Consider the following 23,001-nt stretch of genomic DNA (forward strand, 5'->3'; position numbering starts at 1 on the left):
CAGCATCACAAGCGAGAAGAGGAGCGCCCGATGAGCGAGCACGATTCCCCCCACGAGAACGACCCGCGGCGGCGCCATTCGGCCAAGGTGGTCGATGGCCCCGGCAAGGCCGCCAGCCGCGCCATGCTGCGCGCCGTCGGTTTCAATGACGACGACTTCAAGAAACCGCAGATCGGGGTCGCCTCGACCTGGAGCCGGGTCACGCCGTGCAACAGTCATATCGACGTGCTCGCCGACGCGGCCAGCGACGGCGCCGATGCCGCCGGCGGCAAGGGCGTGGTGTTCAACACCATCACCATCAGTGACGGCATCGCCAACGGCACCGAGGGCATGAAGTACTCGATGGTCTCGCGCGAGATCATCGCCGACTCCATCGAGGCGGTGGCCGGGTGCGAGGGCTTCGACGGCGTGGTCGCGATCGGCGGCTGCGACAAGAACATGCCGGGCTGCATGATCGGCCTGGCGCGTCTCGATCGCCCGGGTATCTTCGTCTACGGCGGGACCATCCAGCCCGGCGCCGGGCACACCGATATCGTCTCGGTGTTCGAGGCGATGGGCGCCTACTCCCAGGGCAACAAGTCGTTGATCGAGGTCAAGCAGATCGAGGAGACGGCGATCCCCGGCCCGGGCTCCTGCGGCGGCATGTACACCGCCAACACCATGGCCTCGGCGATCGAGGCGCTGGGCATGAGCCTGCCCAACTCCTCGGCCCAGGAGGCGGTATCGCAGACCAAGCGCGACGATAGCCACGCCGCCGGTGAGGCGGTGCTCAATCTGCTGGCGCTGGACCTGAAGCCGTCGGACATCATGACCCGCCAGGCGTTCGAGAACGCCATCACCGTGGTCATCGCCCTCGGCGGCTCCACCAACGCGGTGCTGCACCTGCTGGCGATCGCCAACACCATCGGGGTCGAACTCACGCTGGATGACTTCACTGCGATCGGCAAGCGCGTGCCGGTGCTGGCCGACCTGCGCCCCAGCGGCCACTACATGATGAGCGAGCTGGTGGCGATCGGCGGCATCCAGCCGCTGATAAGACTCTGCTCGATGCCGGCCTGCTGCACGGCGACTGCGTCACGGTCACCGGCAAGACGCTGGCGGAGAACCTCGCCGAGGTCGCGCCCTATCCGCTCGACCAGCAGATCATCAAGCCGTTGGACGCGCCGGTGAAGGCGACCAGCCACCTGCGCATTCTCTACGGCAACCTCGCCCCGGAAGGTGCGGTGGCCAAGATCAGTGGCAAGGAGGGCACCCGCTTCACCGGCCGCGCACGGGTTTTCAATTCCGAGGAGGAGGCCCAGGCCCGGATCAACGATTTGACGGTGGTCGCCGGCGATGTCGTCGTCATCCGCTACGAAGGGCCCAAGGGCGGGCCGGGCATGCGCGAGATGCTCACGCCCACCTCGGCGATCATGGGCCGCGGCCTGGGCGACCAGGTGGCGTTGATCACCGACGGCCGCTTCTCCGGCGGCAGCCACGGCTTCGTGGTCGGCCACATCACGCCGGAAGCGTTCGTCGGCGGGCCGATCGGCCTGGTCGAGGATGGCGACGAGATCACCATCGACGCCGAGAACGACGTGATGACCGTGCATATCGATGATGCCGAGATGGAGCGTCGGCGCGAGGCGTGGCGGCGGCCGACGCCGCGCTACGCCCGCGGCGCCCTGGCCAAGTACGCCAAGACCGTCAGCTCGGCCTCGCGCGGCGCGGTGACCGATCTGCCCGAAGTCCTGGATGACTGAGCTCTAGATGACTGAGCCCTGGACGGCTGAGCGCTCGGCGACAGTCATTCTGGACCACTGAGGCGGCCAGCAGCGCCCCTCAGTGGTTCGCGCCTCCGGTATGAGCCCGGCTCATAACGGAGGCGCGGAATTTTCACGTGTGTACGCCAGTTTCCGCGGCGCGGCTTGGGTATCCTTGGCGGCTGATTCATCACCATGACAGCGTTGAGGGACCCCATGCAGACCAGCCGAGACCGCATCATCACCACCCACAGGCAGCCTGCCGCGCACCCCGGCGCTGTCGCGCATGCTGGTGCTGCGTGAGCAGGGCAAGCCGGTAGATAGCGCAGCGTTCGAGGCCGAGGTCGCACGCTGTCTCGACGGGGTGATCGGCGCCCAGCTCGAGGCGGGGCTCGACAGCATCAACAACGGCGAGGCGCCGCGGGTGGGGTTCTCGACCTATGTCACTGAGCGCATGAGCGGCTTCGGCGGCGAGGGGCGGCGCAAGCCGACGCTGGATATCCAGAAGTTCCCCGGCTATGCCGAGCACATGGCGCGCCAGATCGGCGTCTCCGAGGATCTGGCCAAGGTGTGGAACACGCCGCTGGCGCAGCGGGCGGTGCGTTACGACCCGACGCTGGCTGGGGTCAAGGCGGAGCTGGCCTCGTTCGCGGCCGCGCTGGCGGGGCGCCCGGCACCGCGCGAGACCTTCATGACTGCGGCGTCTCCTGGCGTGGTCACCACCACCATGCTGCGCGCTCAGGACAATCCTGATTACCCGACCGACCGCGACTACGTGCTCGCCGTTGCCCGCGAGCTGAAGCAGGAGTACGAGGCGATCGTGGCCGCTGGCCACGTGCTGCAGCTGGATGCCCCGGACCTGGCCATGGAGCGCGTGATCCTGTTCGGCGATGCCGATCTGGGCACCTTCCTCGAGCGCGTCGAGCTGCACGTCGAGGCGATCAATCTGGCGCTGGAGAACATCCCGGCGGACCAGGTGCGCCTGCACGTCTGCTGGGGCAACTGGCAGGGGCCGCACCAGGACGACGTGCCGGTGGCCGAGCTGCTGCCGATCCTCTACCGGGCCAAGGTGGGGGCACTCAGCATCCCGCTGGGCAATCCGCGCCACGAGCACGAGACGGTCTCGTTCAAGACTCACCCGCTACCCGATCACATGCTGCTGATGCCGGGGGTGATCGATGTCACCACCAACTATCTCGAGCATCCCGAAGTGGTGGCCAATCGCATCTGCGCCTCGGTGGATGCCATTGGCGATCGCGAGCGAGTGGTGGCGGGCACCGACTGCGGCTTCGGCACCTTCGCCAGCTACGAGTTCGTGGCCCAGGACGTGGCCTGGGCCAAGCTCAAAGCGTTGAGCGAGGGCGCGGCGATCGCCACCCGGCGGCTGTGGGGCTGAAGCCGAGGTCAGCGCGCGGCATCCCGGGCTCTTCTATACTGCAAGCGTCCATGGCTCGACCGAGCCTGATGTGATGACAAGGAGAGGTAGCATGACCGGGAGAGGGGCGATGAGCGCAAGCAGTGCGGTGAACGTAAGCAGTGCGATGAACGTGATGAGAGCGATGGTCATGGGCGTCGGGGTGTCGCTGTGTCTGGCAAGCGCCGGGGCGATGGCCCAGGCGCAGGGAGCCAGCCAGCCGCACCATCCCAAGGAGACCCGGGTGCTGGAAGAGGGCGCGCCTGAGATTGCCAAGCAGTGCCTGGCACTGGCGCTCGACAGCGGCGAGAACCGCGAGATCGAGGGCAAGGCGATCTACGACACCAACGCCTGGGACTATGCCGCCGATGAGCTCGACAGTGGCGATACCTTCGAGCTGCTGGTCGATCTGCTGGGGCCGGGCAATACCAAGTACAACCTTACCTGTCAGGTGGATGCCGACGGTAAGGTGACGTTCGACAGCGTCGAGACCTCATCCACCGTCAAGTCCAATCCCGGCGGTGCATGAGACGCTGACTGCCCCGAGGCGCACGCTGCGTATCGACAGCGCGGCGCCGCTCGGGGTGATCGCCGACACCCATGGCCTGCTGCGCGACGAGGCACTGGCGCTGCTCGCCGACTGCCCGCAACTGATTCACCTCGGCGACGTCGGCGACCCCGAGATTCTGACGCGACTGGCTGCCCGCGGCCCGCTCTATGCGGTGCGCGGCAATATCGACCGGGAGGGCCCCTGCCGGCGCTGCCCACGCACCTTCAACTGGTCGTCAACGGCCAGCCGCTGCAACTGGTGCACGATATCGCCGACTGCGATGAGCGGCTGGCCTGCACGGCGATTCTGCACGCTCACTCGCACAAGCCGCGTCAGACCTGGCGTGATATCGACGGCCGGCGTCAGCTGCTGTTCAACCCGGGTGCGGCGGGGCGGCGGCGTTTCCGCCTGCCGCTGACCCTGGGCAAGCTGTGGGTCACCCCCGCCGGGCTGCGCTCGGCGATCCTCCATCTGCCACTGTAGAGCGAGCGGGGCCAAGTCACTGCCTACCGGGCAGCAGCCGCACCAGAGCGCCGTCGCGGGCATCGGTCAACGCCCATAGCGCACCGTCCGGCCCTTCATCCACGTCGCGTACCCGCCCCAGTTCGGACGCCAGACGCGCTTCGCCGCTCACCCGTTCGCCATCCAGCGTCAGCCGCACCAGGCCGCCGGGGGAGAGCGAAGCGATGATCAGGTCGCCGTGCCAGTCGGGGAAACGGGTGCCCTGATAGAAGGTCATGTCGCCCGGTGCGATCACCGGGTCCCAGTAGTAGATCGGTTGCTCCATTCCCTCCCTGGCGGTTACGCCTTCGCCGATCGGCGTGCCGCTGTAATCCTCACCGTAGGTGATCACTGGCCAGCCGTAGTTGCGCCCGGCCAGTGGCACGTTGAGTTCGTCACCGCCGCGGGGGGCCATGTTCGATGGTCCACAGCTTGCCGCTGTCGGGATGCAGCGCCGCGCCCTGAATGTTGCGATGGCCGTAGGACCACACCGCCGGTGCCCCCGCCTGACCCGCGGCGAACGGGTTGTCTGCGGGGATACTGCCGTCGGGCTGAATACGCACCACCTTGCCCAGATGGGTGTGCGGGTCCTGCGCCAGCTGGCGTGGCTCGGGCAGCGAGCGTTCGCCGAGGGTGACGTAGAGATGGCCCTGGGTGTCCCAGACCAGCCGCGAGCCGAAGTGCTTGGTCGACGCCCAGGCCGGCGTCTGGCGGAAGATCACCGTCAGCTCGTCGAGCTGCTGGCTACCGGGGGCGAGGATGGCACGGGCGACGGCAGTGGCGTTCTTGCCCCCTTCACGCGGCTCGGCGTAGCTCAGGTAGAGCCGGTGATTGTGCGCGAAATCCGGGTCGAGGGTGATATCGAGCAGACCGCCCTGGCCGCGGGCGTCGATCTCCGGCAGCCCGCCGATCGGTGCCGAGAGGCTGCCACTACGCAGATCGACCCGACGCAGTCGCCCCGGGCGCTCGGTGATCAGGGCGGTGTCGTTGTCGACAAAGGCCAGGCCCCAAGGGTACTCGAGCCCCTCGGCCACACGCTCGATGCGCAGCGGCGCGCTCGCCGGCAGTGCCGGGGCCCGGGTCTGCGCGGCGAAGGCGGGGCGCTGCTCAGGGGCGTTGGGTGGTCCGGTGGGCACCGGCGCCTGGGCCAGGGCGTCTCCGCCCAGGGCGAGCAGGGCGACGCCGGCGATGCGGGAGGCCAGGCGAGGCGCTGCGGTTCTTGCCAAGTGCGGGGCCCAGCGTGGGGCCAGCCTAGTGGCCATATTCGGGGCCAGTTTAGCGGCCATGTTCGGGGCCAGTTTAGCGGCCATGTTCGGGGCCAGTTTAGCGGCCATGTTCGGGGCCAGTTTAGTGGCCATGTGCGAGGTCATTTGAAGAGTCGCGGATGGCGGCATGAAGGCTCTCCTGAAGCGAACACGGTGGCCGGCTGGCGAGCGCCGGGAGGTATCGATGCGAGGCGAATCCTTCAGAGTATGGACCAAGGAAGGCGGGCCGGGCGCCGAGATCTTTCTGAGTCGAAAGGCGTTCCGCCCAGGCTCGAAAGATTGTCGACAAAAACTGACGCTATTAGCGATGCCTGATAAAGTTAGCCTTTTCACGGAATTCGGCCTCTCCCCACGTGCCTCGATCCTCTCTTTCTCTACCCAATACCTGGCGCTGGCTGCTGCTGGCGCTGGCCTGTGTCTTATCCAGCTGGCTGCTCGCACTGGTGCATATGCCGGCTGGCGGGTTCATCGGCCCGATGGCGGTCGCCATCGTCTACGGGGTCACGGTGGGCGGGCTCGCGCGCCGCGCAGCGCCTTCAAGCTGAGCCAGGGCGTGGTCGGCGTACTGATCGCCCAGACCCTGACGCTGGCGGTGCTGCATCAGATTCTGGACGCCTGGCCGGTGATGCTGCTGGCCACCGCGATCACCCTGCTGTTGAGTCTGGCGGTGGGTATCGCGCTGGTGCGTCATGGCGGCCTGCCGGGCACGACCGCGGCCTGGGGCACCACCCCCGGGGCAGCCGCAGCGATGGTGGCGATGGCCGAGGAGAGCGATGCCGACCCGCGAATCGTGGCCGCGATGCAGTATGTGCGGGTAGTCTGCGTGGTACTGCTCGGGGCGCTGGTCAGCCACTACCTGGGCGTCACTGACACCAGTAGCAGCCACGCTGCGCCGCTGCCGACCTCGGCCGGCGCCTGGCTCGATTTGCTGGCAACCCTGGCGGTGGTCGTTGCCGGCGTGTGGCTGTGCCATCGCCGCCTGCCGGCCGGGGCGCTGCTGGGCCCCGTAGCGCTGGGCACACTGCTGCATCTTGGCGGGGTGGTGACATTGACCCTGCCGCAGCCACTGCTGGAGCTGGCCTACGGCGTGATCGGGGCCTACGTGGGGCTGCGTTTCGACCGTGCCACGCTGCACACCATTGCCCGCGCGCTGAGCAAGATGATTCTGGCCTCGCTGGTACTGATCGCGCTGTGCGCGCTGTCGGCGTGGCTGGTGACGCTGTTGATGCATACCGCTTTCATCAGCGCCTATCTGGCGACCAGCCCAGGCGGGCTCGACTCGATGACGATCATCGCCATCGACACCCACGCCGATGTCGGCCTGGTGGTGGCGCTGCAGACACTGCGTCTGTTCACGGTGGTCATGGTGGGGCCGGGGATGGCGCGGCTGGTGGCGCGTTTTGCGCGTCCGAGCTGAAACGAAAGCCTGAGGTTCTAGCTACTGGGTACGCCAGTTCCAGCGTCGGCTCGGTGTGTCGGGCGGGGTATGGCTGCGCACGCGGCTGACCCAGGCCTGGCGGCTGCCGTGGCGGATCAGATAGACCGTCTCGCCCTCACGCAGCGGCGGATTGGCAGGATCGATCAGGATGGCTTCGAACCAGCGCGAGAGATAGAACACCTGCAGCGTGCCGCGTACCGGATGCGCGGTAACCTGCACCGCCGCCTCGGCACCGCTGCCGGGGGAGGGCAACGAGCTCGCCAGCCAGGCGGGCATCAGTCCGGGGCGCAGCATCATGCTGGCGGCCAGCAGCAGAACCAGGCTCAGGCTCAGAGCGACAGTCGGGGTGAGCAGCGGGGATTTGATCGCCACTGCCAGCATGAGCGCGGCGGGCACGGCGGCGGGCGGCAAGGCGTTACCGCGGCAGAGCAGCAGCAGGGCATAGAGGCCCACACACAGTGCGGCCGCTTCCTGCAAATGATCGAACCATGGCGCCATACGTCACCCTGCTGCGTGAGTCACGCTCGCCTCTCGCGTGGGCAAGTCGTCGTTCTTCGATCTAGCCCCTGGCGACGTTGCGGCAGTGGCCGCTGGCCGGCTCACAGGGGGCTCGTATCCTCTCGTCAGAGGATAAAGATCGCCATTGGCGGGCTCCATACGAGAACGGTAAACAATTGAAGCTCAACGTAGCGGTCGAGAGGGATTATCGCCGCCGTTGTGGGACAATGGCGGCACGTCAGGCTCAGCCCGCCGCCCCGGCCCGCTGCGCCTCGGTGGGCTTTGTGCCCTGAGCGGCGACGCGTGATCGGTGCCGCCGATCGAGGTTGTCAGCAGACGTAAGCGGGGCGTCGCTGGAAGGTCTAGGTCACCGTCAGGTTCAGCAGATTACCGAGTCCAGATCAACAAGTCAGAGTACGAGAAGAGGAGAGTTCCATGCGCATTGGCATCCTGCAGTGCGACGATGTCGCCGAGCCGCTACGCGAGACGCATCGCAACTATCCCGAGCAGTTCGCCCGCCTGCTCGAGTCGCAGGAACCCAAGCTCGAGTGGCGTACCTGGCGCTGTCTCGATGGCGAGATCCCCACCCAGGCGGATATCGACGAGATCGATGCCTGGTTGATCACGGGGTCCAAGTACGGCGTTAACGACGGCGACGCCTGGATCGAACGGCTGTGCGAATTCGTGCGTCTGCTGTGGGCACAGCGTCGGCCGCTGATCGGCGTCTGCTTCGGCCATCAGTTGATCGCCAAGGCGCTTGGTGGCGAGGTCGAGCGTAGCCCGCGGGGTTGGGGCGTAGGAGTGTCGTACAACCGCATCGCCGCTCAGGCGCCGTGGATGACGCCGCCGCGGGAGGCGCTCAATCTGCTGGTCAGCCACCAGGATCAGGTCGCGCGACTGCCGGCCGAGACCCGGGTGCTGGCGGCAAGTGACTTCTGCCCGTTCTATCTGATCCAGATCGGTGAGTGCTTCCTCGGCATTCAGGGCCATCCTGAATTCACCAAAGCGTACTCGGCGGATCTGATGGCGCTGCGCGGCGATCGCATGCCGGCGGAAAGAGTACGTGAAGGGCAGGCATCGCTGGCCGACGAGGTCGACAGCGAGACCATGGCGCGCTGGATGCTGGCGTTCTGGCGCCAGGCTGGAGCTCAGGCTTGAGCGAGGGCGCGTCGGCACGTATCGGCTGACCTCCCGCCCAACGAAAAGCCCGATCCTGGATCGGGGCTTTTCTCTTGCCGGGCCGCTTCAGCCAGCGGCCGATGCGGCGTCGGTAGCGGCGATCACTCGCCGGTCTTGAAGTACTTGTCGTAGATCTTGTCGTAGGTGCCATCCTGCTTCAGCGTGGCCAAGGCCTCGTTGAAGCGCTCGGCGAGTTTTTGTCGCGCGGACGGAAGGCGATACCGAAGCCCTCACCGAAATACTTCTCCGGCTCGGTGATCATGCCGCCGATGGTCTTGTAGCTGCCTTCCTTGCTGTCGAGCAGGGTCGACTTGCCCACCGGGAAGTCGAGGAAGGCGATATCGACGCGACCCGCGTCCATGTCCAGCACCAGGTCGTCAGCGGTGGTGTAACGGCTGATCTTGGCCTTGTCGCCGTACATGTCGGTGACGTAGTTGTCCTGCAGGGTGCCGCGCTGGACGCCGATGGTCTTGCCCTCGAGCGACTTGGGATAGATCGTCTCGATGCTGCTGCCGGCCGGCACGAACCAGGCGGAGGGCGGCTTGATGTACGGGTCGGAGAAGAGCACGGTGTTGCGGCGCTCGTCGTTGATCGTCATCGACGACATGATGGCGTCGTACTTGCGCGCCAGCAGGCCCGGAATGATGCCGTCCCATGCCTGTACCACCCACTCGCAGTCGGCCTTGATCTGCTTGCACATGGCGTTGCCGAGATCGATGTCGAAGCCGGTCAGCTCGCCGTCGGCGGTGCGGTACTCCATCGGCTCGTAGGGCACATCGACGCCGATGCGCAGATGCTCCTTGTCCTGGGCGTTGGCCGCGCCGGCGATCAGCGCGGCGCCGAGCAGCGTGGTGGTCAGCAGTTTTCTCATGAATCGCGTCTCTCTTGTGGTACGGGCGTTGTTGTTCAGTGGTCGCCTGGTCAGCGAGGGCGTCCCGGCGTCGGCGGCCTCGTGAGCGATGCCGCACCGGTAATACGGGCCTGACGCTGGCAGCATAACCAATGCGCCGACGCTTGAATATCAGCGCCCGGCGATCCGACCAGCGCCAGTGGCCTCACGGCGCCAGCAGATAGCCGCTGCGATGGCTCTGGTGGCCGGCGATATCGGCCACGATCATCCCGGCCGTGGCCATGCGGCGCTGGGTTCGAGCATAGAACATGCCGCGCTGGGGTGCGCGGATCGCTTCGATGCGGTCGCTGATCGGGTCGATGATCTCGGCGATCAGTTGCCCCCCTCCACCTCGACACCGGGGGCCAGATGGAACACCACCAGGCCGCCGATCGGTGCATGCAGGAAGTCCATCGCCGCAAGCTCAGTGGCCGGGTAGGCCAGACCCGGCAGTGGCGGCGCCTCGCCCACGACCAGACCCAGGTGGGTCAGCCAGTCGATGATCGCCTGGCTGTCGTGGGCTGCCAGCTCGTGAGAAACGTCCTGCTGCCCGCGCAGCTCGACGGTGATCGACTGGGTGCCGTAATCGATCGGGAAGCGCTCGCCGAAGCGCTGGCGCAGTGCTTCCCACACCAGGGTGAAACACTCGTCGAACGACTGCCCGCCGGAGTCGGTGGCGAGCATGCTCGCCTTGGCGCCGAAGTAGCGCGCGAAGGGCTCGAACACCGGCCATGCCGCCGGCGTGGTGTAGAGGTGCTCGACCGCGTTGAAGTCGCAGTGCAGATCGAGCACGAAGTCCGCCTCGCAGGCCAGGCGCTGCAGCATCAGACGCAGCGAGTCGAGGCTGGTCGTCGCCGTCTGGGAGGCCAGGGCGGCGCTGAAGCGTGCCCGGATCAGACGTCGGTTGGCGGCGATATCGTCACTGAGTTCGGCTTCCAGGCCGTCGGCTACCTGGTCGACCACGTCGACGTAGTGACGATTGAAGTTCTTGAGCGTCTCGAAGTCGTAGCGGCCCAGCGCGGTATCCATCAGTTGCTGGTCGAGACCGATCGGGTTGGCCACCGGCACGACGCTCACCCGGCAGGCGAGACGGCCGTCGCGTTCGAGTTTGGCCAGGCGCTGCTTGAGCGTCCAGGCGACCATCATGCCCGGCAGCTCGTCGGCATGCAGCGAGCCCTGCACGTAGACGTGGCGCTCGGCGTCGGCGGGGCCGAAATGGAAGCTGTCGAGCGCGCGCTCGGTGCCCGGAACCGGGCCGATCAGGGGGTGTCTGCGGTGTTCCACGGGGAGTCCTCGGCGCGGAGTGGCGGCAGGCGGCGCACCGCCGGGGAGGGCGGTGCGCCGGTGCATCGGGGGTCGTTTACTGGGCGCAGTCCTGCTGGCTGGGGCGCACGGACAGGTCGTAATCGAAGTACTGGTGCATCAGCTTGTCGAAGGTGCCGTCGGCGTAGACTGCGCAGATTGCCTGGTCGAACTTCGCCGCCAGCGCCTTGTCGCGCTTGCGGAAGGCCATCGCGGCGCCTTTGCCGAAGATCGAGGTCGGCGTCTTGATGCTCGGCCCGATCTGTTTATAGGGGCTGTTGTCGCCACGGAAGTCGATGGCGTCGACGGCAATCGGGAAGTCTTCGAAGGTCAGGTCGAGACGCCCGGCCTTGAGGTCATTGACCACGTCCTGGGACGAGCCGTAGCGCTGGATGTCGAGCACATCGCCATACTCCTGGGTAACGTAGACATCGCGGATGGTGCCGCGCTGCACGCCCACGGAAAGACCCTTGAGGGAGGCCTTGTCGGCGATGTCGATATCGCGGTCACGCGCGGTGATCCACACGCTCGGGGTGTTGTAGTAGGGCAGCGAGAACAGCACCTGGCGCTCGCGCTCCGGGGTGATCGCCATCGACGACAGGATGGCGTCGTACTTGCGTGCCAGCAGGCCGGGGATGATGCCGTCCCAGGGCTGTTCGACCCAGGTGCAGTCGAGCTTGGCGCGCTTGCACAGCTCGTTGCCGAGATCGATCTCGAAGCCTTCGAGCTGGCCGTCGGCGCTGCGCATCACGAACGGCTCGTAGGGCACGTCGATGCCGAGACGCACGGTCTGGTTGTCGTCGGCCAGCGCCGGGGTCGCGGCCAGCGGTGCGGCGAGCAGGGTGGCGGTGATCAGGGTCTTGGTGATCCAGTTTGTCATGGCGTCGGTTCTCGTTGTGATCGCAGGTGGCGTTATTGTGGTCTTGAGGTTCTTGGTGATGGCCGTCGTGGCTGCCACCGCGCTCAGGCGCCGCGCGGTCGCAGGTGGGCCAGCAGGCGTTTTTCCATCTGGCGGAAGACGAACATGATGCTGAAGGTCAGGCAGAGATAGATCAGGGCGACGAAGATGAAGGCCGGAAGGGCGCATAGAAACGTGCGTAGACGTAATAGGCCGCCCCGGTCAGATCCATGATCGTCACCACGCTGGCCACGGCGCTGGCGTGGAGCATGAAGATCACCTCGTTGCCGTAGGCGGGCAGTGCGCGGCGAAAGGCGCTGGGCAGGATGATACGGCGCATCATCAGTCCCTTGGACATGCCATAGGCACGTGCCGCCTCGATCTCGCCCTTGGCGGTGTTCTTGATCGCGCCGCGGAAGATCTCGGTGGTGTAGGCCGCGGTATTCAGCGTGAACGCGATCAGCGCCGGGTAGAAAGCGTCCTTGAACACCTCCCAGAAGATGGTGTCCTGGATGCCATTGAAGAACACCACGCCATAGTAGACCAGATAGAGCTGGATCAGCAGCGGCGTGCCGCGGAAGACGTAGGTGTAGGCGTAGATCGGCCACTTGATCCACCACCGCTTGGAGCCGCGGCCGATCGCCAGCGGTACCGCGAGCACGATGCCCAGCAGTAGACACAGAAACACCAGTTGCACCGTGGTGACCAGGCCGTTCCAGTAGAAGCCCAGGGTGTTGGCGGTGAAGATCGCGTTGCCCGCGAGCAATTGGGTGAACCAGGCGCTCAGTTGGTCCATTCGCTGGCCTCCCCGAAACCGGTGCTGTAGCGCTTGCTGAGCTTGGCGAAGCCCCACTCCGAGAGCGAGGCGATGAGCAGATAGACCCCCGCCACCGGCAGCATGAACAAGAACGGCTCATGAGTCGCCTTGGTGGCCTCGGCGGCGACCCGCACCATGTCGGTCAGGCCGATGATCGAGACCAGCGCGGTGGTCTTCAGCAGCACCATCCAGTTGTTGCCGATCCCCGGCAGCGCATGGCGCATCATCAGCGGGAAGCGCACGCGGCGAAACGCCAGCCACGGGCCCATGCCGTAGGCGCGGGCGGCTTCCATCTGGCCTTCTTCGACCGACTGGAAGGCGCCCCGGAAGGTCTCGCCCATGTAGGCTCCGAAGATCAGGCCGATGGTGATGACACCGGCGACGAAGGCATCGACGTTGATGAAGATATCGACATCGAAGGCGTCGTAGAGCTGATCGGTGAGCATGTTGATGCCGATCTGGCCGCCGTAGAACAGCAACATCATCAGCACCAGGTCCGGCACACCGCGGATCAGCGTGGTGTAGAGGGTGCCGATGGCGTGGATCGCGCGGTTGCGCGAGAGCTTGGCGCTGGCCGTGAGCAGGCCCAGGATCACCGCCAGCACCAGCGACAACAGCGCCAGTTCGAGCGTGACCATGGCGCCTTCCAGCAGCCGCGGGCCGTAGCCTTGCAGGTCGATCATGATGGCCGCCTCAGTGCTTGGGCGCCAGGAACTGGCGCAGGCGCTCGGAGCGCGGGTTGTCGAGAACCTCGGCCGGCGCGCCGGACTCTTCGATCACGCCCTGGTGCAGGTAGATCACCTGGCTCGAGACATCGCGGGCGAAGGCGATCTCATGGGTCACCAGGATCATGGTGCGGCCCTCGTCGGCGAGCCCGCGCATGACCTTGAGCACGTCGCCCACCAGCTCGGGGTCGAGCGCCGAGGTGGGCTCGTCGAACAGCATCACTTCGGGGTCCATCGCCAGCGCCCGGGCGATCGCGCCGCGCTGCTGCTGGACCGCCCGACATCTGGGTCGGATAGTAGTCGGCGCGCTCCAGCAGGCCGACCCGGTCGAGCAGCGCCCGGGCTTCGTCGATGGCCTGCTTGCGCGGCTTCTTGAGCACATGCACCGGCGCCTCGATGACGTTCTCGAGCAGCGTCATGTGCGACCACAGATTGAAGTTCTGGAACACCATCGAGAGCTTGGCGCGCAGACGTTCGACCTGCTTCCAGTCGGCGGGCTCACGGCCGTGCTTGGTGGGCCGGAAGTGGATCGGCTCGTTGTGCACGATCAGCTCGCCCTCGTCGGGCTGTTCGAGCAGGTTCATGCAGCGCAGGAAGGTGCTCTTGCCCGAGCCGGAGGCACCGATCAGGGTGATGACATCACCCTTGTGAGCCTCGAGAGAGAGGCCCTTGAGCACCTCGTGGGAGCCGAAACGCTTCTTGATGTCGCGCGCCTCGAGCGGGATGGGGGTCGTGGCCATGTGGTCGTCCACCGAATGGGTTGGCTGGCGGGGCCGGCGGCGCGCTCGGGTGTCCGGCTCGCGAAAGTCGGAGTGAGCGGGGCGGCTCCCTGCCGGGCTGAGAAACGAAATCCCGGAATGGGCGCTAAGAAAAATGCGGCGATTCTATCAGCTTCGGCGCCGGGTGCCAGAGACCTCTGTAGAGGCAGGCGGCGCTGGCCGGCCCGAGACGGTGGAAAGGCGGTAGGTATGTGACATTCAAAAGTGCTCCTGCGGCTATGTTGTCATTGTTGGATATCCGCGTGGGATATCGTCGCTGTCGATCGTTCGGCCTCAACCGTCGCCGGGGGCGGCGCAGGGCCGCACCAGCAGCGCGGCGCGGGCGTTGAGTTCGACTCGGGCGTTGGGAAAGACCACTGCCAGCGGCTCGGGGCCGACCACGAAGCCGCCACCGGTGTCATCCTCGCAGAGCTGCGTGCCCGGGGCGAATTCGGTGAAGTTGGCGACATCCTCGGCAAAGGTGAGGCCGAAACGAGGGGTGGTCGCGCATCAGCTCCACCGCGACCTGGAAGAAACGCAGCGCCTCGACATCACCCGCTTCGGGCGCCTGCCCTGCGGCCAGGCATGCCAGCCAGTGGCGCCATGCCGTCGAGCGCGTCGAGATCGTTGGCACCGAACGGGCGCACCTTGCCCAGCTCCAGGGTATAGGCTTCGGCGGCATGATAGTGGCGCGAATAGTGCGAAAAGGTCCAGCTGTGCTGATGCTGCAGCAGCACTGCCTGCATTCCGGCGCCGGCCAGCGCCGGCCAGTGTGAGGTCGGTTGCTGCTCAGTGAAGGGCACCACGGCAAAACGCGGATAGCGGCTGTCGCGAATGGCGGTGTGCATATCGAGATGCAGCGGGCGCGCCGGATGACGGGCATAGAAGTCGTCGACCCGTTGCATGAGCTGGCGCGCGCGCTCGGGCTCGTCGCCCTCGGCTGCCAGATCGTGCCGGAACAGCCGGTTGAGATTGGTCTCGACGAAGCGCGTGCCGGCGCGGATCGCCGGCAGGTTGCCCAGAATCACCAGCAGCGGGGCGCCGAGCGTGATCTTCCCGGCCTCGAGCGCGGCGAGCAGCTCGCCCACCAGCTCGATCGGCGCGGTCTCGTTGCCATGGATACCCGCCGCGATCACCACGCTGCGCGCCTGCGGCGCGGGGCGGGTCGGGGTCAGCTCGAGCACCCCGGGGGCGAGCGTGCGATAGCGCCCGCCGGCGAGCTCGCCCTGGTGGGCATGGGCGCTCCCGTCCAGGGTCAGCGCCAGCCAGTCATCGAGCAGGGACATGAGCGTCACGCGCGCGCGGAAAACGGATACCGGGTTCGATCACTCGGGGCCTCGGTGTTACAGGGTGTGCACTCAGATTACCCGCTTGCCCGGCCGCGACAAGCGCGGCCGTCGACAGACTGAAAAAGCGCGGCCGCATCTTGAAAGCGCCGCGACCTCCAGGCTGCCCGATACTGACTCGCACCACGCCCCAGTTCAAACGCCGCGAGCGTTGGTATAAAGGGTATAGATCGAGCGGCTGGCGGTCATCAGCAGGCGGTTGCGCTGGGCGCCGACGAAGCACAGATTGGCGCATACCTCCGGCAGGCGGATACGACCGATACGTTCACCGTCGGGGGCGAAGACCGAAACGCCGTCGCGCCCCTCGCCGCCGGAGACGCTCGCCCACAGATTGCCATCCACATCCAGGGCGATGCCGTCGTAGGTCTCGTCGTGGCTGGAGACGAGCATCTCGCGCGCGCCCAGCGCGCGGCCCTGCTCGGAAAGGGCGAAACGCGACACCGAGGCGGGCAGCTCGGGGAAGTGCGAAGGGGCGGTGTCGCTGGCATAGAGGTAGCGGCCATCGGCGGAGAGCGCCAGGCCGTTTGGCTTGGCCAGTTCGTCGCTGAGCCGCTGCGGCGCATCGAGCGTGTCGTCGACGTAGTAGATCGCCGGCGCTAGCTGCAGCGCGCGCTTGCTGCCCTCGTAATCGACATGGGCGCCGTAGCCGGGGTCGGTGAAGATCACACCGTCGTTGGGCAGGATCACCAGATCGTTGGGCGCATTGAGCGGTTTGCCCTGGAACTCGCTGGCGAGCACGCGGACGCTGCCGTCCCACTCGTAGCGCACCACCCGCGCCGGCGAGTGTTCGCAGACGACCAGACGTCCATGATGGTCGAAGGCATTGCCGTTGGCATGGCCGACCCCTTCGCGCAGCACGCTGACGCTACCGCTGGCTTCGTCCCAGCGCATCTGCCGGGCGCGCGGGATATCGCTGAACACCGCGTAGCGCCCGACCGCGTTCCACGCCGGCCCTTCCAGCCACAGGCCACCGGACCAGTGCCGTTCGAGCGGGGTGTTGAACAGATAGTAAGGCTCGAAGCGCGCGTCCAGCACCTCCCAGGCCGGATCGGGATAGCGGCTCGGGGTCGGGCCTGCGTCCTGCGCCCAGGCCGTGGGCGAGAGCGCGGCGGTGGCGGCGAGCGCCGCGCCGGTACCGAGGAAGTGGCGACGGTTCATGTCCATATGGCGAAGCTCCTTGACGGCAAGAGAACGGGCTCGGGGCGCACATTGATCGGGCGTCAGCCCCCGAGGGGTGTCGGGCTGTGGTGGACAGTGCGCCGGGTCCTGCTCGACGCTGATCAACTCGTCGACAGGGAAGTCCAGCGCCTGGGCGCGATCGAGATAGGCCGAGTAGGTGGCCGCGGGCATGGTCGGCTGGCGCGAGAGTATCCACAGGTAGTCGCGGTCGGGGCCCGCCACCAGCGCATGCTGATAGCCCGGGTCGAGCGCCAGCACGCTGTAACCGGCATAGAAGGGGCCGAAGAAACTGACCTTGAGATGCCCGACATCGGGCTCGCCGGCGAAGCTGGCACGCCCTTCGGCGCTCTCCCAGCGCTGCTCCTTGGGGTCGTAGCCGCGGTTGATGACCCGAATATCGCCGTCGTCGCGCAGGCTGTAGTTGGCGGTGACGCACTCGAGACCCGACTCGAAGCCGTGATCGAGGCGAGCGATCTCGTACCACTGGCCGAGATAGTGGTCGATGCGAAATCGGTGACCGGCTGAGTACCTTCCGGCACGCCGGTACAGCCGGCCAGCAGCGTGAAGGGCGCGAGCCAGGTCAGGCGCGGATAACGGGCAGACTCGAAGGCAGCAGCACAGGATCCATCCTTGTTGGGCGGCAGCAGCGCCACGGCTCGGCGTGGCGGAGGTTCGCTAAATCCTAATAGATTGCCCAAATGAGACAAAGTTGCAATACCGGACGATCCTCTCGGCGCTGCCACGACTGCCGACGGAAGCCGCTAGCGGGGCGCAAAGAACGATCGTGATGCCGAACCGGTGATGGGTCATGCCGCGAGTCTTGCAGGACGATACCCATGAGAAGGGAAAGGAGATATGAGAGAAAATGAAAAAGGTGGAAGTAGTAGAAAAGGGGAGATAGTAGGAAAAGGGCAGAAAGCGGCGTCGCCGCGCCAGAAGCAAGGGCGGCGACGCCTGCCGGTACGCTGGGTCAACTGCGCGGCGCGCCTCCATCTCCTGCTGGTAGGTCTGGGCCAGCGAGGTCTTGTCGGCATCGCCGAGCACGCGGCCCGAGCTGGAAGACTTCCTGTTCCTCTTCTTCAGATGGTGTGTCACCAGATGCTGCAGCTTCTTGGCGCTCGCCAGCCAGCCCGGAGAATCGTATTCGGTGCTTTCCAGGGTTTCGATCAGCTCATCGATCTCATGATGCTCGGCGACGCTATGACGCGCCTTCTCCTGCGTCATGTCGTACTCCATCATCGGGATATACAGCGCGCGCTCCTCGGCGGCGGCGTGATTCTCAAGCTCGGCGCGCAGACGCTTGAACAGCTCGTCGCGGCCTTCGCTGTCGCCGTGGGTCTTCACCAGCAGGTCCAGCAGCTGGCGCGTTTGTCGTGACTTTCACGCAGGGCTTCGAAAATGGTCATGGTCTTCCTCATCCTTGGGGTCGTCCGGGGGCAGCATGATGGGCCGCGGTGCCAAAGCCGCCGCCACGCATCGCCGGGTCGGTCGCGACCCACAGCGCGATGCGCCGCATCATGCCTCTAGGTTAGGTCATGCTCGGCCCCCTCGCACGCTCGCCCGCCATTCCGCCGCCGCACGGCGGCATCACCGGCGGCACTATCGGTGACATGGCCGGTGATATGGCCGGACCCGGGGCGCCCGATACGAATAGACGAGCCCTCTCGACGCTATACGGCTGTGGCCCGCGCTACGCGACGCTTTGCCACGCCGGCCTTTTCTTGTCTCACCGCCTATCTCCAACGAGCCTTGGGATGCGTGGGCTGCCTTGGGCAGCAGTCTCATTTCTCTTGACGTTTTGGTGACTATCTTTGGCAGGTTCCTCGATGAGATAAAAATGATACAAGCTGTTATTTTAGGGGTGAGAAGTCCAAGTCACGCTGGAGGAGCGTCTCCACAAGGGGTGGCATGGTAGACCAGCATTGCGGCAGCGCGGCGGTCAATTTCGGAGTCGAACGTGTCCTTGGCGATGAGCAGACCAACAATAAGCTTCCAGGGGATCGGGTGGCGGGGTTGCATGACATGCGACAATCGCTGATCGCCTGTCTTTGCCTCGTCGCGGCGCTTCTCTTCACCGTCAAGAGTCGTGGCGACGATCCTATGGTGGTCCTGATCGCCAATCCGTCAGTCATTCAGACCTCTCTATCGCTGGAAACCGTCAGAGCGATCTTTGCCATGCGCCAACGCACCCTGGCCGATGGCCAGGCGGTGCACGTTTTCGTGTTACCGGACGGCGCCCCTTTGCATGAGGCTTTTGCCAAGAAGATTCTCGGTGTCTACCCCCATCAACTTCGCCTGGCCTGGGACAGGGCCGTTTTTTCCGGCACCGGACAGGCACCGAACGAAGTCGCTACGGCCTCGGCGATGCTCGAGGCCGTAGCCTCCACGCCCGGCGGTATCGGCTACGCCTACCGTTCAGAACTGACGAATCAAGTTCGGGTGCTCGACATTGAATAACGTATTGCGAAGCGCCGTGCCAAGCTGGCTGAGCGCGCTCGGTTTGACGTTGGCAACCCAGGTCCAGGCGATGGAGATGCCGGACACTTTTCAGGTTCATGGTTTCATGAGCCAGGCGCTGATCTTGACCGATCACAACGACTTCTTCGGCCCGAGCAGTCGTGACACCGGCAGCCTGGAGTACACCGAGCTGGGGCTCAATGCCTCTTTTCGGCCACGCAGCAATGTGCTGGTGGCGGGGCAGGTGCTGAGTAGGAAAGCTGGGGGCTATGGCGATGCCTGGCAGCCGACTCTCGACTATGGCGTCATCGACTATCAACTTCTCTCGGAAGAGGAACGCGTTCTTGGACTCCAGGTAGGCAGGTTCAAGAATCCGTTTGGCATCTATAACCAAACCCGTGACGTACCCTCGACTCGCGCCGGTATTCTGTTGCCGCAGTCCATCTATTTTGATAGGAGCCGTTCGCTCGGTCTGGCCTCCGACGGCATCACGGTGTACGACGAGGAAAGGTTCTCCAAGGGCACACTATATGTCCAGGGCGGGCTAGGTATTCCTCAGGTCAATGGCGATGCCGAAATTTCCCTATCTCCGACCAAGCCCTCCTTGGATGGGCAGCTCTCCACTATTTTACAGTTACTTTACGCCCACGATGGCGGCCGTATCAATCTTGGGGTCAGCGCTGCCAGAGTCAGATCAGCGTTCCAGTCCAGGCAGAATCCGAGTGCCAGAGGCGACTTTATCTTTCAGCCGGTCATATTGTCTGCGCAGTACAATGCAGAGAGATGGAGTTTGACGGCCGAGTATGAATATCAGCACAAGGAGCTGAGAAATTTTGACAACGATATTTATAACGCTGTTACCGACGGGGAAAGTTGGTATGTGCAGTATCAGTTCCGCCTGACGCCAGATTGGCAGTGGTTGCTTCGCTATGATCAGACGGTGAGCGATAGAAACGACCGGGAGGGTAAACGCTATGCGAGTGACGGTCGAGGGCCGAGCTACTCTCGATTCGCGCGAGACTTGACGACCGGCATTAGATGGTCACCCAGTTCTAGATGGATGGTGCAGGCAGAATGGCATCATGTCGATGGCACGGCATGGCTCCCAAGACAGGACAACGAGAGTGATGAGGAGACGGTCAGGCGCTGGAATATGCTTCTTTTCCAGACCTCGTATAGCTTCTGATGATGAGCAAGCAGGAGAAGCCGTACCGGTCAGCTGAAGTGGAAAGCCTTTGCGCTGACGAGCCTGGTGCTGGTGAGTTTGGCCTTGCTGATCAGTTGGATCAGCTACCGGAGCCTCATGGCACAGTTCGACGAAAACCAACTGGCCAATCAAGAGAGGCAGCGCCACCAGATCAGCGTGGCGCTGCGTAGCTCCGCGTCGGAGCTGAAACAGCTAGCCGCCATCGTTGCGGCCTCGGAAGCTATGAAAGTCTCACTGAGCCAAGAAGGAAACGTGCCGATTTCAGAGGCTCTTAGCTCCCAGTGGCCAACGTTGCAGCTCGATGCTGGTGTCGATGAGCTGATGATATACGACGTGCAAGGCGAGCATCTGGCGACCTACGGTGGACTCTATAGCGAAGCCCCTGAAGTACCGCCCGAAAAAAGCTGGCTGATGAACATCATTGCCAGCGAGAGCCCTGACGATAGATTGATATGTAAGATGACGTGCCGCCAATACGTCGCCGTGCCCATCTTGGTCGAGGGAGACAACGCCGGCGTTTTGCTGCTGTCCAGATCACTGGTCGATGTGATGGGAGAGTTCCAGAGAAGCTCTGGTGATGACCTGGCGCTGCTGTCCGAGGGAAAGGTCAATTTGGAGAAGACGGGGCTGCGCGCTGATCATCGGCTGCTGCCCTGGAACTCCTTGGTACTGGCGATGACCCACTACGACGAGACCCTGCCTCTCTTGCGCGAGGCGTCGCGCCACTTGTCGTTACCAGCACTCGTGAAACGCCATCGCAGTATCGAGTTTCGAAGGCAGCAGTACATGATTGGCGCCGTCGCGTTGAACCAGGCCGGTTCATCAGGTGGCGGGGGTGGTTATTTCATTTCTTTCGATAATGTGACGCAACAGTTGGCTGAAATAAAAGCCTCGACGCGATCTGTTGCGCTGGCCAGCGTGACGGGATGGCTCTGGGCCGAAGCTTTTCTTTTGCTCATTCTGTGGCGCCCTACACGAAGAATTCGCACGCTCAGCCTGTACCTTCCCGGCCTCGCCAAAGGGGAGTTCGAGGACGTTAGAGGACGAATCTCTCGCCACTATTCCGGCAAGGCCCGCGATGAGATCGACGTGCTTTCCGATACGGCCGTCGAGCTTTCCTTCCAGTTGGAAGCCCTGGAAATGGAGGTAAAGTCTCGAGGCATCGAGCTGGAAAACCAGGTGGATGCGTTGGAGAGGGAGCGGGATCTCGTCAATAATCTCATGAACTCTGCCCAGGTTCTGGTCGTCGTCCATGATGGTGACGACAAGATACTGCTGGCCAATCGCTATGCCGCTTTCATGGTCGGCAAGGTGAGTGACGAGTTGATGGGACAATCTTTCAAGAGCTGTTTCTTGCCTCTGGGTGGTGAATGGGGTTTGTCGTCACTCCCGGGGCGCTCTGAAGAGAGCGAACTGCATGCGCTGGATGGCTCGAGTAAAGCGATTACCTGGAGTCATGCGCCGCTCGTATCCTGGTCGAGCGCACCGGGCGCGATGGTGTCCGTTGGGGTGGATATCACGGAACGCAAGAATGCCGAGATTCGGCTTGCCTGGTTGGCCCATCGTGACCCCTTGACCGAACTCTATAATCGACGTTATTTCGAAGAAGCGTTGGCCAGAGCCGTCACACCGCACAATAGCGGGGCCATGCTCTATCTGGATCTGGACCGGTTCAAGGAGTTGAACGAGTTAGGTGGTCATCAGGCTGGTGATAGATTGCTCGTCATGATTTCCGACATGTTTCGCGATCAACTTGGTCATATCGGCTTAGTGGCGAGACTTGGCGGTGATGAGTTCGCCATGTTGCTGGAGAACGCGAGTGCAGAACGAGCCGTCGAGGTGGCAGAAAAAATCATACTGAGTCTGGATGAAATCAGTCTTGATGTGGATGGACAAAAGTATCGTGCTGTCGCCAGTATAGGTATTGCCTGCTATCCGGAAAATGGTGGGTCGCCAAAAGAACTCATGGCTAGCGCCGATTTTGCAATGTATCGCGCAAAAGAGGATGCCCTGAAAAGGTGGCATCTACTGTCATCCAGTGCGGATCGGGAGTCACTGCAAAAGCGCGTCTATTGGGAAGAGCAGATAAGATACAGCCTGGAAAACGATGGCTTCGAACTTTGGCGTCAACCGATCAGAAGTGTCAGTGGGAACGAAGCGGAGCACTATGAGCTTTTGCTGCGTATGATCTCGTCGGACACCGGGGAGATCGTTTCTCCTGGCCTGTTTATCCCTGTGGCGGAGAGAAGTGGTCAGATTCTCGCGATTGATCGCTGGGTAATTTCGAACAGCTTGAACATGATGCGATCGATGCCCAGCTCATCGATACGATTTGCACTCAATGTCTCGGGCCAATCGCTTAGAGACGAGGCGCTGACCGATTTCCTGGAACAGCAGTTACGTGCCAATGACGTGGCACCAGAAAGGCTGATCATCGAGGTAACGGAAACAGCGGCAGTGACGGATTTCGCGACGGCGCGAGCGATTCTTCAAGACATCCGGAAAATGGGTTGTGCAATAGCGCTGGATGACTTTGGCGTTGGGTTCAGTAGTTTCTATTACTTGGATCAGCTGCCTGCTGACTACATCAAGATCGATGGCTCTTTTATCCGCGATCTTCCGGAAAACAGAAGGAGTCAGATGATCGTAAAGGGTATTGCTGAAATCGCCAAGGGGTTCGGTAAGTATACGGTCGCCGAGTTCGTCGACAGACAGGAAGTCTACGACATTCTCAAGATGTACGGCATTGACTATGTTCAGGGATATTGGGTGGGGCGCCCTGAAAAGGCGTTTCCTGACAGTTAACGCAGCTTTCAGTGTGCGACGTTTGGGGACC

The 23,001-nt window shown here is 64.0% G+C and carries 18 protein-coding genes and 6 pseudogenes; 11 read left to right on the top strand and 13 right to left on the bottom strand.

Translation table 11 applies throughout. The features are described from left to right. Nucleotides 1-30: 30 nt before the first annotated feature. The 5 genes and pseudogenes from ilvD (at nucleotide 31) to CN538_RS22700 (ending at nucleotide 4,189) form a co-directional block, all read left to right on the top strand. Nucleotides 31-1,742, top strand: a pseudogene (gene ilvD / locus CN538_RS09980) (dihydroxy-acid dehydratase). Nucleotides 1,743-2,028: 286 nt separating this feature from the next. Next, nucleotides 2,029-3,138, top strand: coding sequence for a uroporphyrinogen decarboxylase/cobalamine-independent methonine synthase family protein (locus CN538_RS09985; protein WP_207233447.1), 1,110 nt, complete (start codon nucleotides 2,029-2,031; stop codon nucleotides 3,136-3,138). A gap of 91 nt (nucleotides 3,139-3,229) precedes the next feature. Then, nucleotides 3,230-3,685: a hypothetical protein gene (locus tag CN538_RS09990; protein ID WP_129591346.1), complete on the top strand. Its 456-nt coding sequence runs from the start codon at nucleotides 3,230-3,232 to the stop codon at nucleotides 3,683-3,685. A 55-nt stretch (nucleotides 3,686-3,740) separates the two neighbouring features. After that, a pseudogene (locus CN538_RS22695) lies at nucleotides 3,741-3,851 on the top strand (metallophosphoesterase family protein); the annotation flags it as partial. 113 nt (nucleotides 3,852-3,964) lie between these two features. Next, entirely contained in the window at nucleotides 3,965-4,189 is a 225-nt protein-coding gene (locus CN538_RS22700) for a hypothetical protein (protein ID WP_242495842.1), read from the top strand. Between the two features lie 16 nt (nucleotides 4,190-4,205). On the opposite strand, the gene CN538_RS22705 is transcribed toward CN538_RS22700, so the two are convergent. After that, nucleotides 4,206-4,622, bottom strand: a complete 417-nt coding sequence (locus CN538_RS22705) for a PQQ-dependent sugar dehydrogenase (RefSeq protein WP_242494959.1) — start codon at nucleotides 4,620-4,622, stop codon at nucleotides 4,206-4,208. After that, nucleotides 4,603-5,433, bottom strand: a complete 831-nt coding sequence (locus CN538_RS22710; protein ID WP_242494960.1) for a PQQ-dependent sugar dehydrogenase — start codon at nucleotides 5,431-5,433, stop codon at nucleotides 4,603-4,605. The genes CN538_RS22705 and CN538_RS22710 overlap by 20 nt, the downstream gene beginning before the upstream one ends. 392 nt (nucleotides 5,434-5,825) lie before the next feature. On the opposite strand from CN538_RS22710, the gene CN538_RS22715 reads away from it, so the two are divergent. Both CN538_RS22715 and CN538_RS10005 read left to right on the top strand, forming a co-directional pair. Then, on the top strand, nucleotides 5,826-6,017 hold the full coding sequence (locus CN538_RS22715; protein WP_242494961.1) for an AbrB family transcriptional regulator: 192 nt from the start codon (nucleotides 5,826-5,828) through the stop codon (nucleotides 6,015-6,017). Between the two features lie 8 nt (nucleotides 6,018-6,025). Further along, nucleotides 6,026-6,889, top strand: a complete 864-nt coding sequence (locus CN538_RS10005; protein ID WP_242494962.1) for an AbrB family transcriptional regulator — start codon at nucleotides 6,026-6,028, stop codon at nucleotides 6,887-6,889. A gap of 21 nt (nucleotides 6,890-6,910) precedes the next feature. Here the strand turns inward: CN538_RS10005 and CN538_RS10010 are convergent, their stop codons facing one another. Beyond that, entirely contained in the window at nucleotides 6,911-7,408 is a 498-nt protein-coding gene (locus CN538_RS10010; RefSeq protein ID WP_106419331.1) for a hypothetical protein, read from the bottom strand. 435 nt (nucleotides 7,409-7,843) lie between these two features. On the opposite strand from CN538_RS10010, the gene CN538_RS10015 reads away from it, so the two are divergent. Continuing rightward, nucleotides 7,844-8,566: a glutamine amidotransferase-related protein gene (locus CN538_RS10015; protein ID WP_106419332.1), complete on the top strand. Its 723-nt coding sequence runs from the start codon at nucleotides 7,844-7,846 to the stop codon at nucleotides 8,564-8,566. Nucleotides 8,567-8,688: 122 nt separating this feature from the next. On the opposite strand, the pseudogene CN538_RS10020 reads toward CN538_RS10015, so the two are convergent. The 10 genes and pseudogenes from CN538_RS10020 to CN538_RS26240 form a co-directional block, all read right to left on the bottom strand. After that, nucleotides 8,689-9,458: pseudogene (locus CN538_RS10020) on the bottom strand (transporter substrate-binding domain-containing protein). A gap of 351 nt (nucleotides 9,459-9,809) precedes the next feature. Next, a complete protein-coding gene (locus CN538_RS10025; RefSeq protein ID WP_207233449.1) occupies nucleotides 9,810-10,760 on the bottom strand; it encodes a succinylglutamate desuccinylase/aspartoacylase family protein in 951 nt (316 codons plus the stop codon). A gap of 76 nt (nucleotides 10,761-10,836) precedes the next feature. After that, nucleotides 10,837-11,658 carry a transporter substrate-binding domain-containing protein gene (locus tag CN538_RS10030; RefSeq protein WP_106419333.1) on the bottom strand — a complete coding sequence of 274 codons (822 nt, stop codon included), beginning with the start codon at nucleotides 11,656-11,658 and terminating at the stop codon, nucleotides 10,837-10,839. A gap of 83 nt (nucleotides 11,659-11,741) precedes the next feature. Further along, nucleotides 11,742-12,472: pseudogene (locus CN538_RS10035) on the bottom strand (ABC transporter permease). Continuing rightward, a complete protein-coding gene (locus CN538_RS10040) occupies nucleotides 12,460-13,176 on the bottom strand; it encodes an ABC transporter permease (protein WP_106419334.1) in 717 nt (238 codons plus the stop codon). Before CN538_RS10040 ends, CN538_RS10035 begins: the two are co-directional and overlap by 13 nt. Nucleotides 13,177-13,186: 10 nt before the next feature. Beyond that, a pseudogene (locus CN538_RS10045) lies at nucleotides 13,187-13,958 on the bottom strand (ABC transporter ATP-binding protein). 312 nt (nucleotides 13,959-14,270) lie between these two features. Further along, nucleotides 14,271-14,408: pseudogene (locus CN538_RS26230) on the bottom strand (succinylglutamate desuccinylase/aspartoacylase domain-containing protein); the annotation flags it as partial. A 119-nt stretch (nucleotides 14,409-14,527) separates the two neighbouring features. Continuing rightward, complete coding sequence (locus CN538_RS10050; protein ID WP_106419335.1) at nucleotides 14,528-15,262, bottom strand: succinylglutamate desuccinylase; 735 nt, start codon at nucleotides 15,260-15,262, stop codon at nucleotides 14,528-14,530. A gap of 195 nt (nucleotides 15,263-15,457) precedes the next feature. After that, nucleotides 15,458-17,125, bottom strand: a complete 1,668-nt coding sequence (locus CN538_RS26235) for a lipocalin family protein (RefSeq protein ID WP_422917578.1) — start codon at nucleotides 17,123-17,125, stop codon at nucleotides 15,458-15,460. Nucleotides 17,126-17,176: 51 nt separating this feature from the next. After that, complete coding sequence (locus tag CN538_RS26240; protein WP_242494963.1) at nucleotides 17,177-17,845, bottom strand: hemerythrin domain-containing protein; 669 nt, start codon at nucleotides 17,843-17,845, stop codon at nucleotides 17,177-17,179. 564 nt (nucleotides 17,846-18,409) lie between these two features. Here CN538_RS26240 and CN538_RS10070 point away from each other — a divergent pair. From CN538_RS10070 to CN538_RS10080, 3 genes are all read left to right on the top strand, one after another. Beyond that, nucleotides 18,410-18,958, top strand: coding sequence for a type 2 periplasmic-binding domain-containing protein (locus CN538_RS10070; protein ID WP_242494964.1), 549 nt, complete (start codon nucleotides 18,410-18,412; stop codon nucleotides 18,956-18,958). A gap of 16 nt (nucleotides 18,959-18,974) precedes the next feature. Then, nucleotides 18,975-20,144: an OprO/OprP family phosphate-selective porin gene (locus tag CN538_RS10075; protein ID WP_242494965.1), complete on the top strand. Its 1,170-nt coding sequence runs from the start codon at nucleotides 18,975-18,977 to the stop codon at nucleotides 20,142-20,144. A gap of 66 nt (nucleotides 20,145-20,210) precedes the next feature. Further along, nucleotides 20,211-22,970, top strand: coding sequence for a bifunctional diguanylate cyclase/phosphodiesterase (locus CN538_RS10080; RefSeq protein ID WP_106419338.1), 2,760 nt, complete (start codon nucleotides 20,211-20,213; stop codon nucleotides 22,968-22,970). The last annotated feature ends 31 nt before the right edge of the window (nucleotides 22,971-23,001 follow it).

This window comes from Salinicola tamaricis, from assembly GCF_003006155.1.
GTDB lineage: Bacteria > Pseudomonadota > Gammaproteobacteria > Pseudomonadales > Halomonadaceae > Salinicola > Salinicola tamaricis.

What these genes read in the sequence shown, in the direction of transcription:
- CN538_RS10015 (WP_106419332.1), top strand. Translation starts at nt 7,844, where the DNA reads ATGCGCATTGGCATCCTGCAGTGCGACGATGTCGCCGAGCCGCTACGC.
- CN538_RS10010 (WP_106419331.1), bottom strand. Translation starts at nt 7,408, where the DNA reads ATGGCGCCATGGTTCGATCATTTGCAGGAAGCGGCCGCACTGTGTGTG.
- CN538_RS09985 (WP_207233447.1), top strand. Translation starts at nt 2,029, where the DNA reads ATGCTGGTGCTGCGTGAGCAGGGCAAGCCGGTAGATAGCGCAGCGTTC.
- CN538_RS09990 (WP_129591346.1), top strand. Translation starts at nt 3,230, where the DNA reads ATGACCGGGAGAGGGGCGATGAGCGCAAGCAGTGCGGTGAACGTAAGC.
- CN538_RS10050 (WP_106419335.1), bottom strand. Translation starts at nt 15,262, where the DNA reads ATGTCCCTGCTCGATGACTGGCTGGCGCTGACCCTGGACGGGAGCGCC.
- CN538_RS10070 (WP_242494964.1), top strand. Translation starts at nt 18,410, where the DNA reads ATGGTAGACCAGCATTGCGGCAGCGCGGCGGTCAATTTCGGAGTCGAA.
- CN538_RS10040 (WP_106419334.1), bottom strand. Translation starts at nt 13,176, where the DNA reads ATGATCGACCTGCAAGGCTACGGCCCGCGGCTGCTGGAAGGCGCCATG.
- CN538_RS22705 (WP_242494959.1), bottom strand. Translation starts at nt 4,622, where the DNA reads ATGGCCCCCCGCGGCGGTGACGAACTCAACGTGCCACTGGCCGGGCGC.
- CN538_RS10030 (WP_106419333.1), bottom strand. Translation starts at nt 11,658, where the DNA reads ATGACAAACTGGATCACCAAGACCCTGATCACCGCCACCCTGCTCGCC.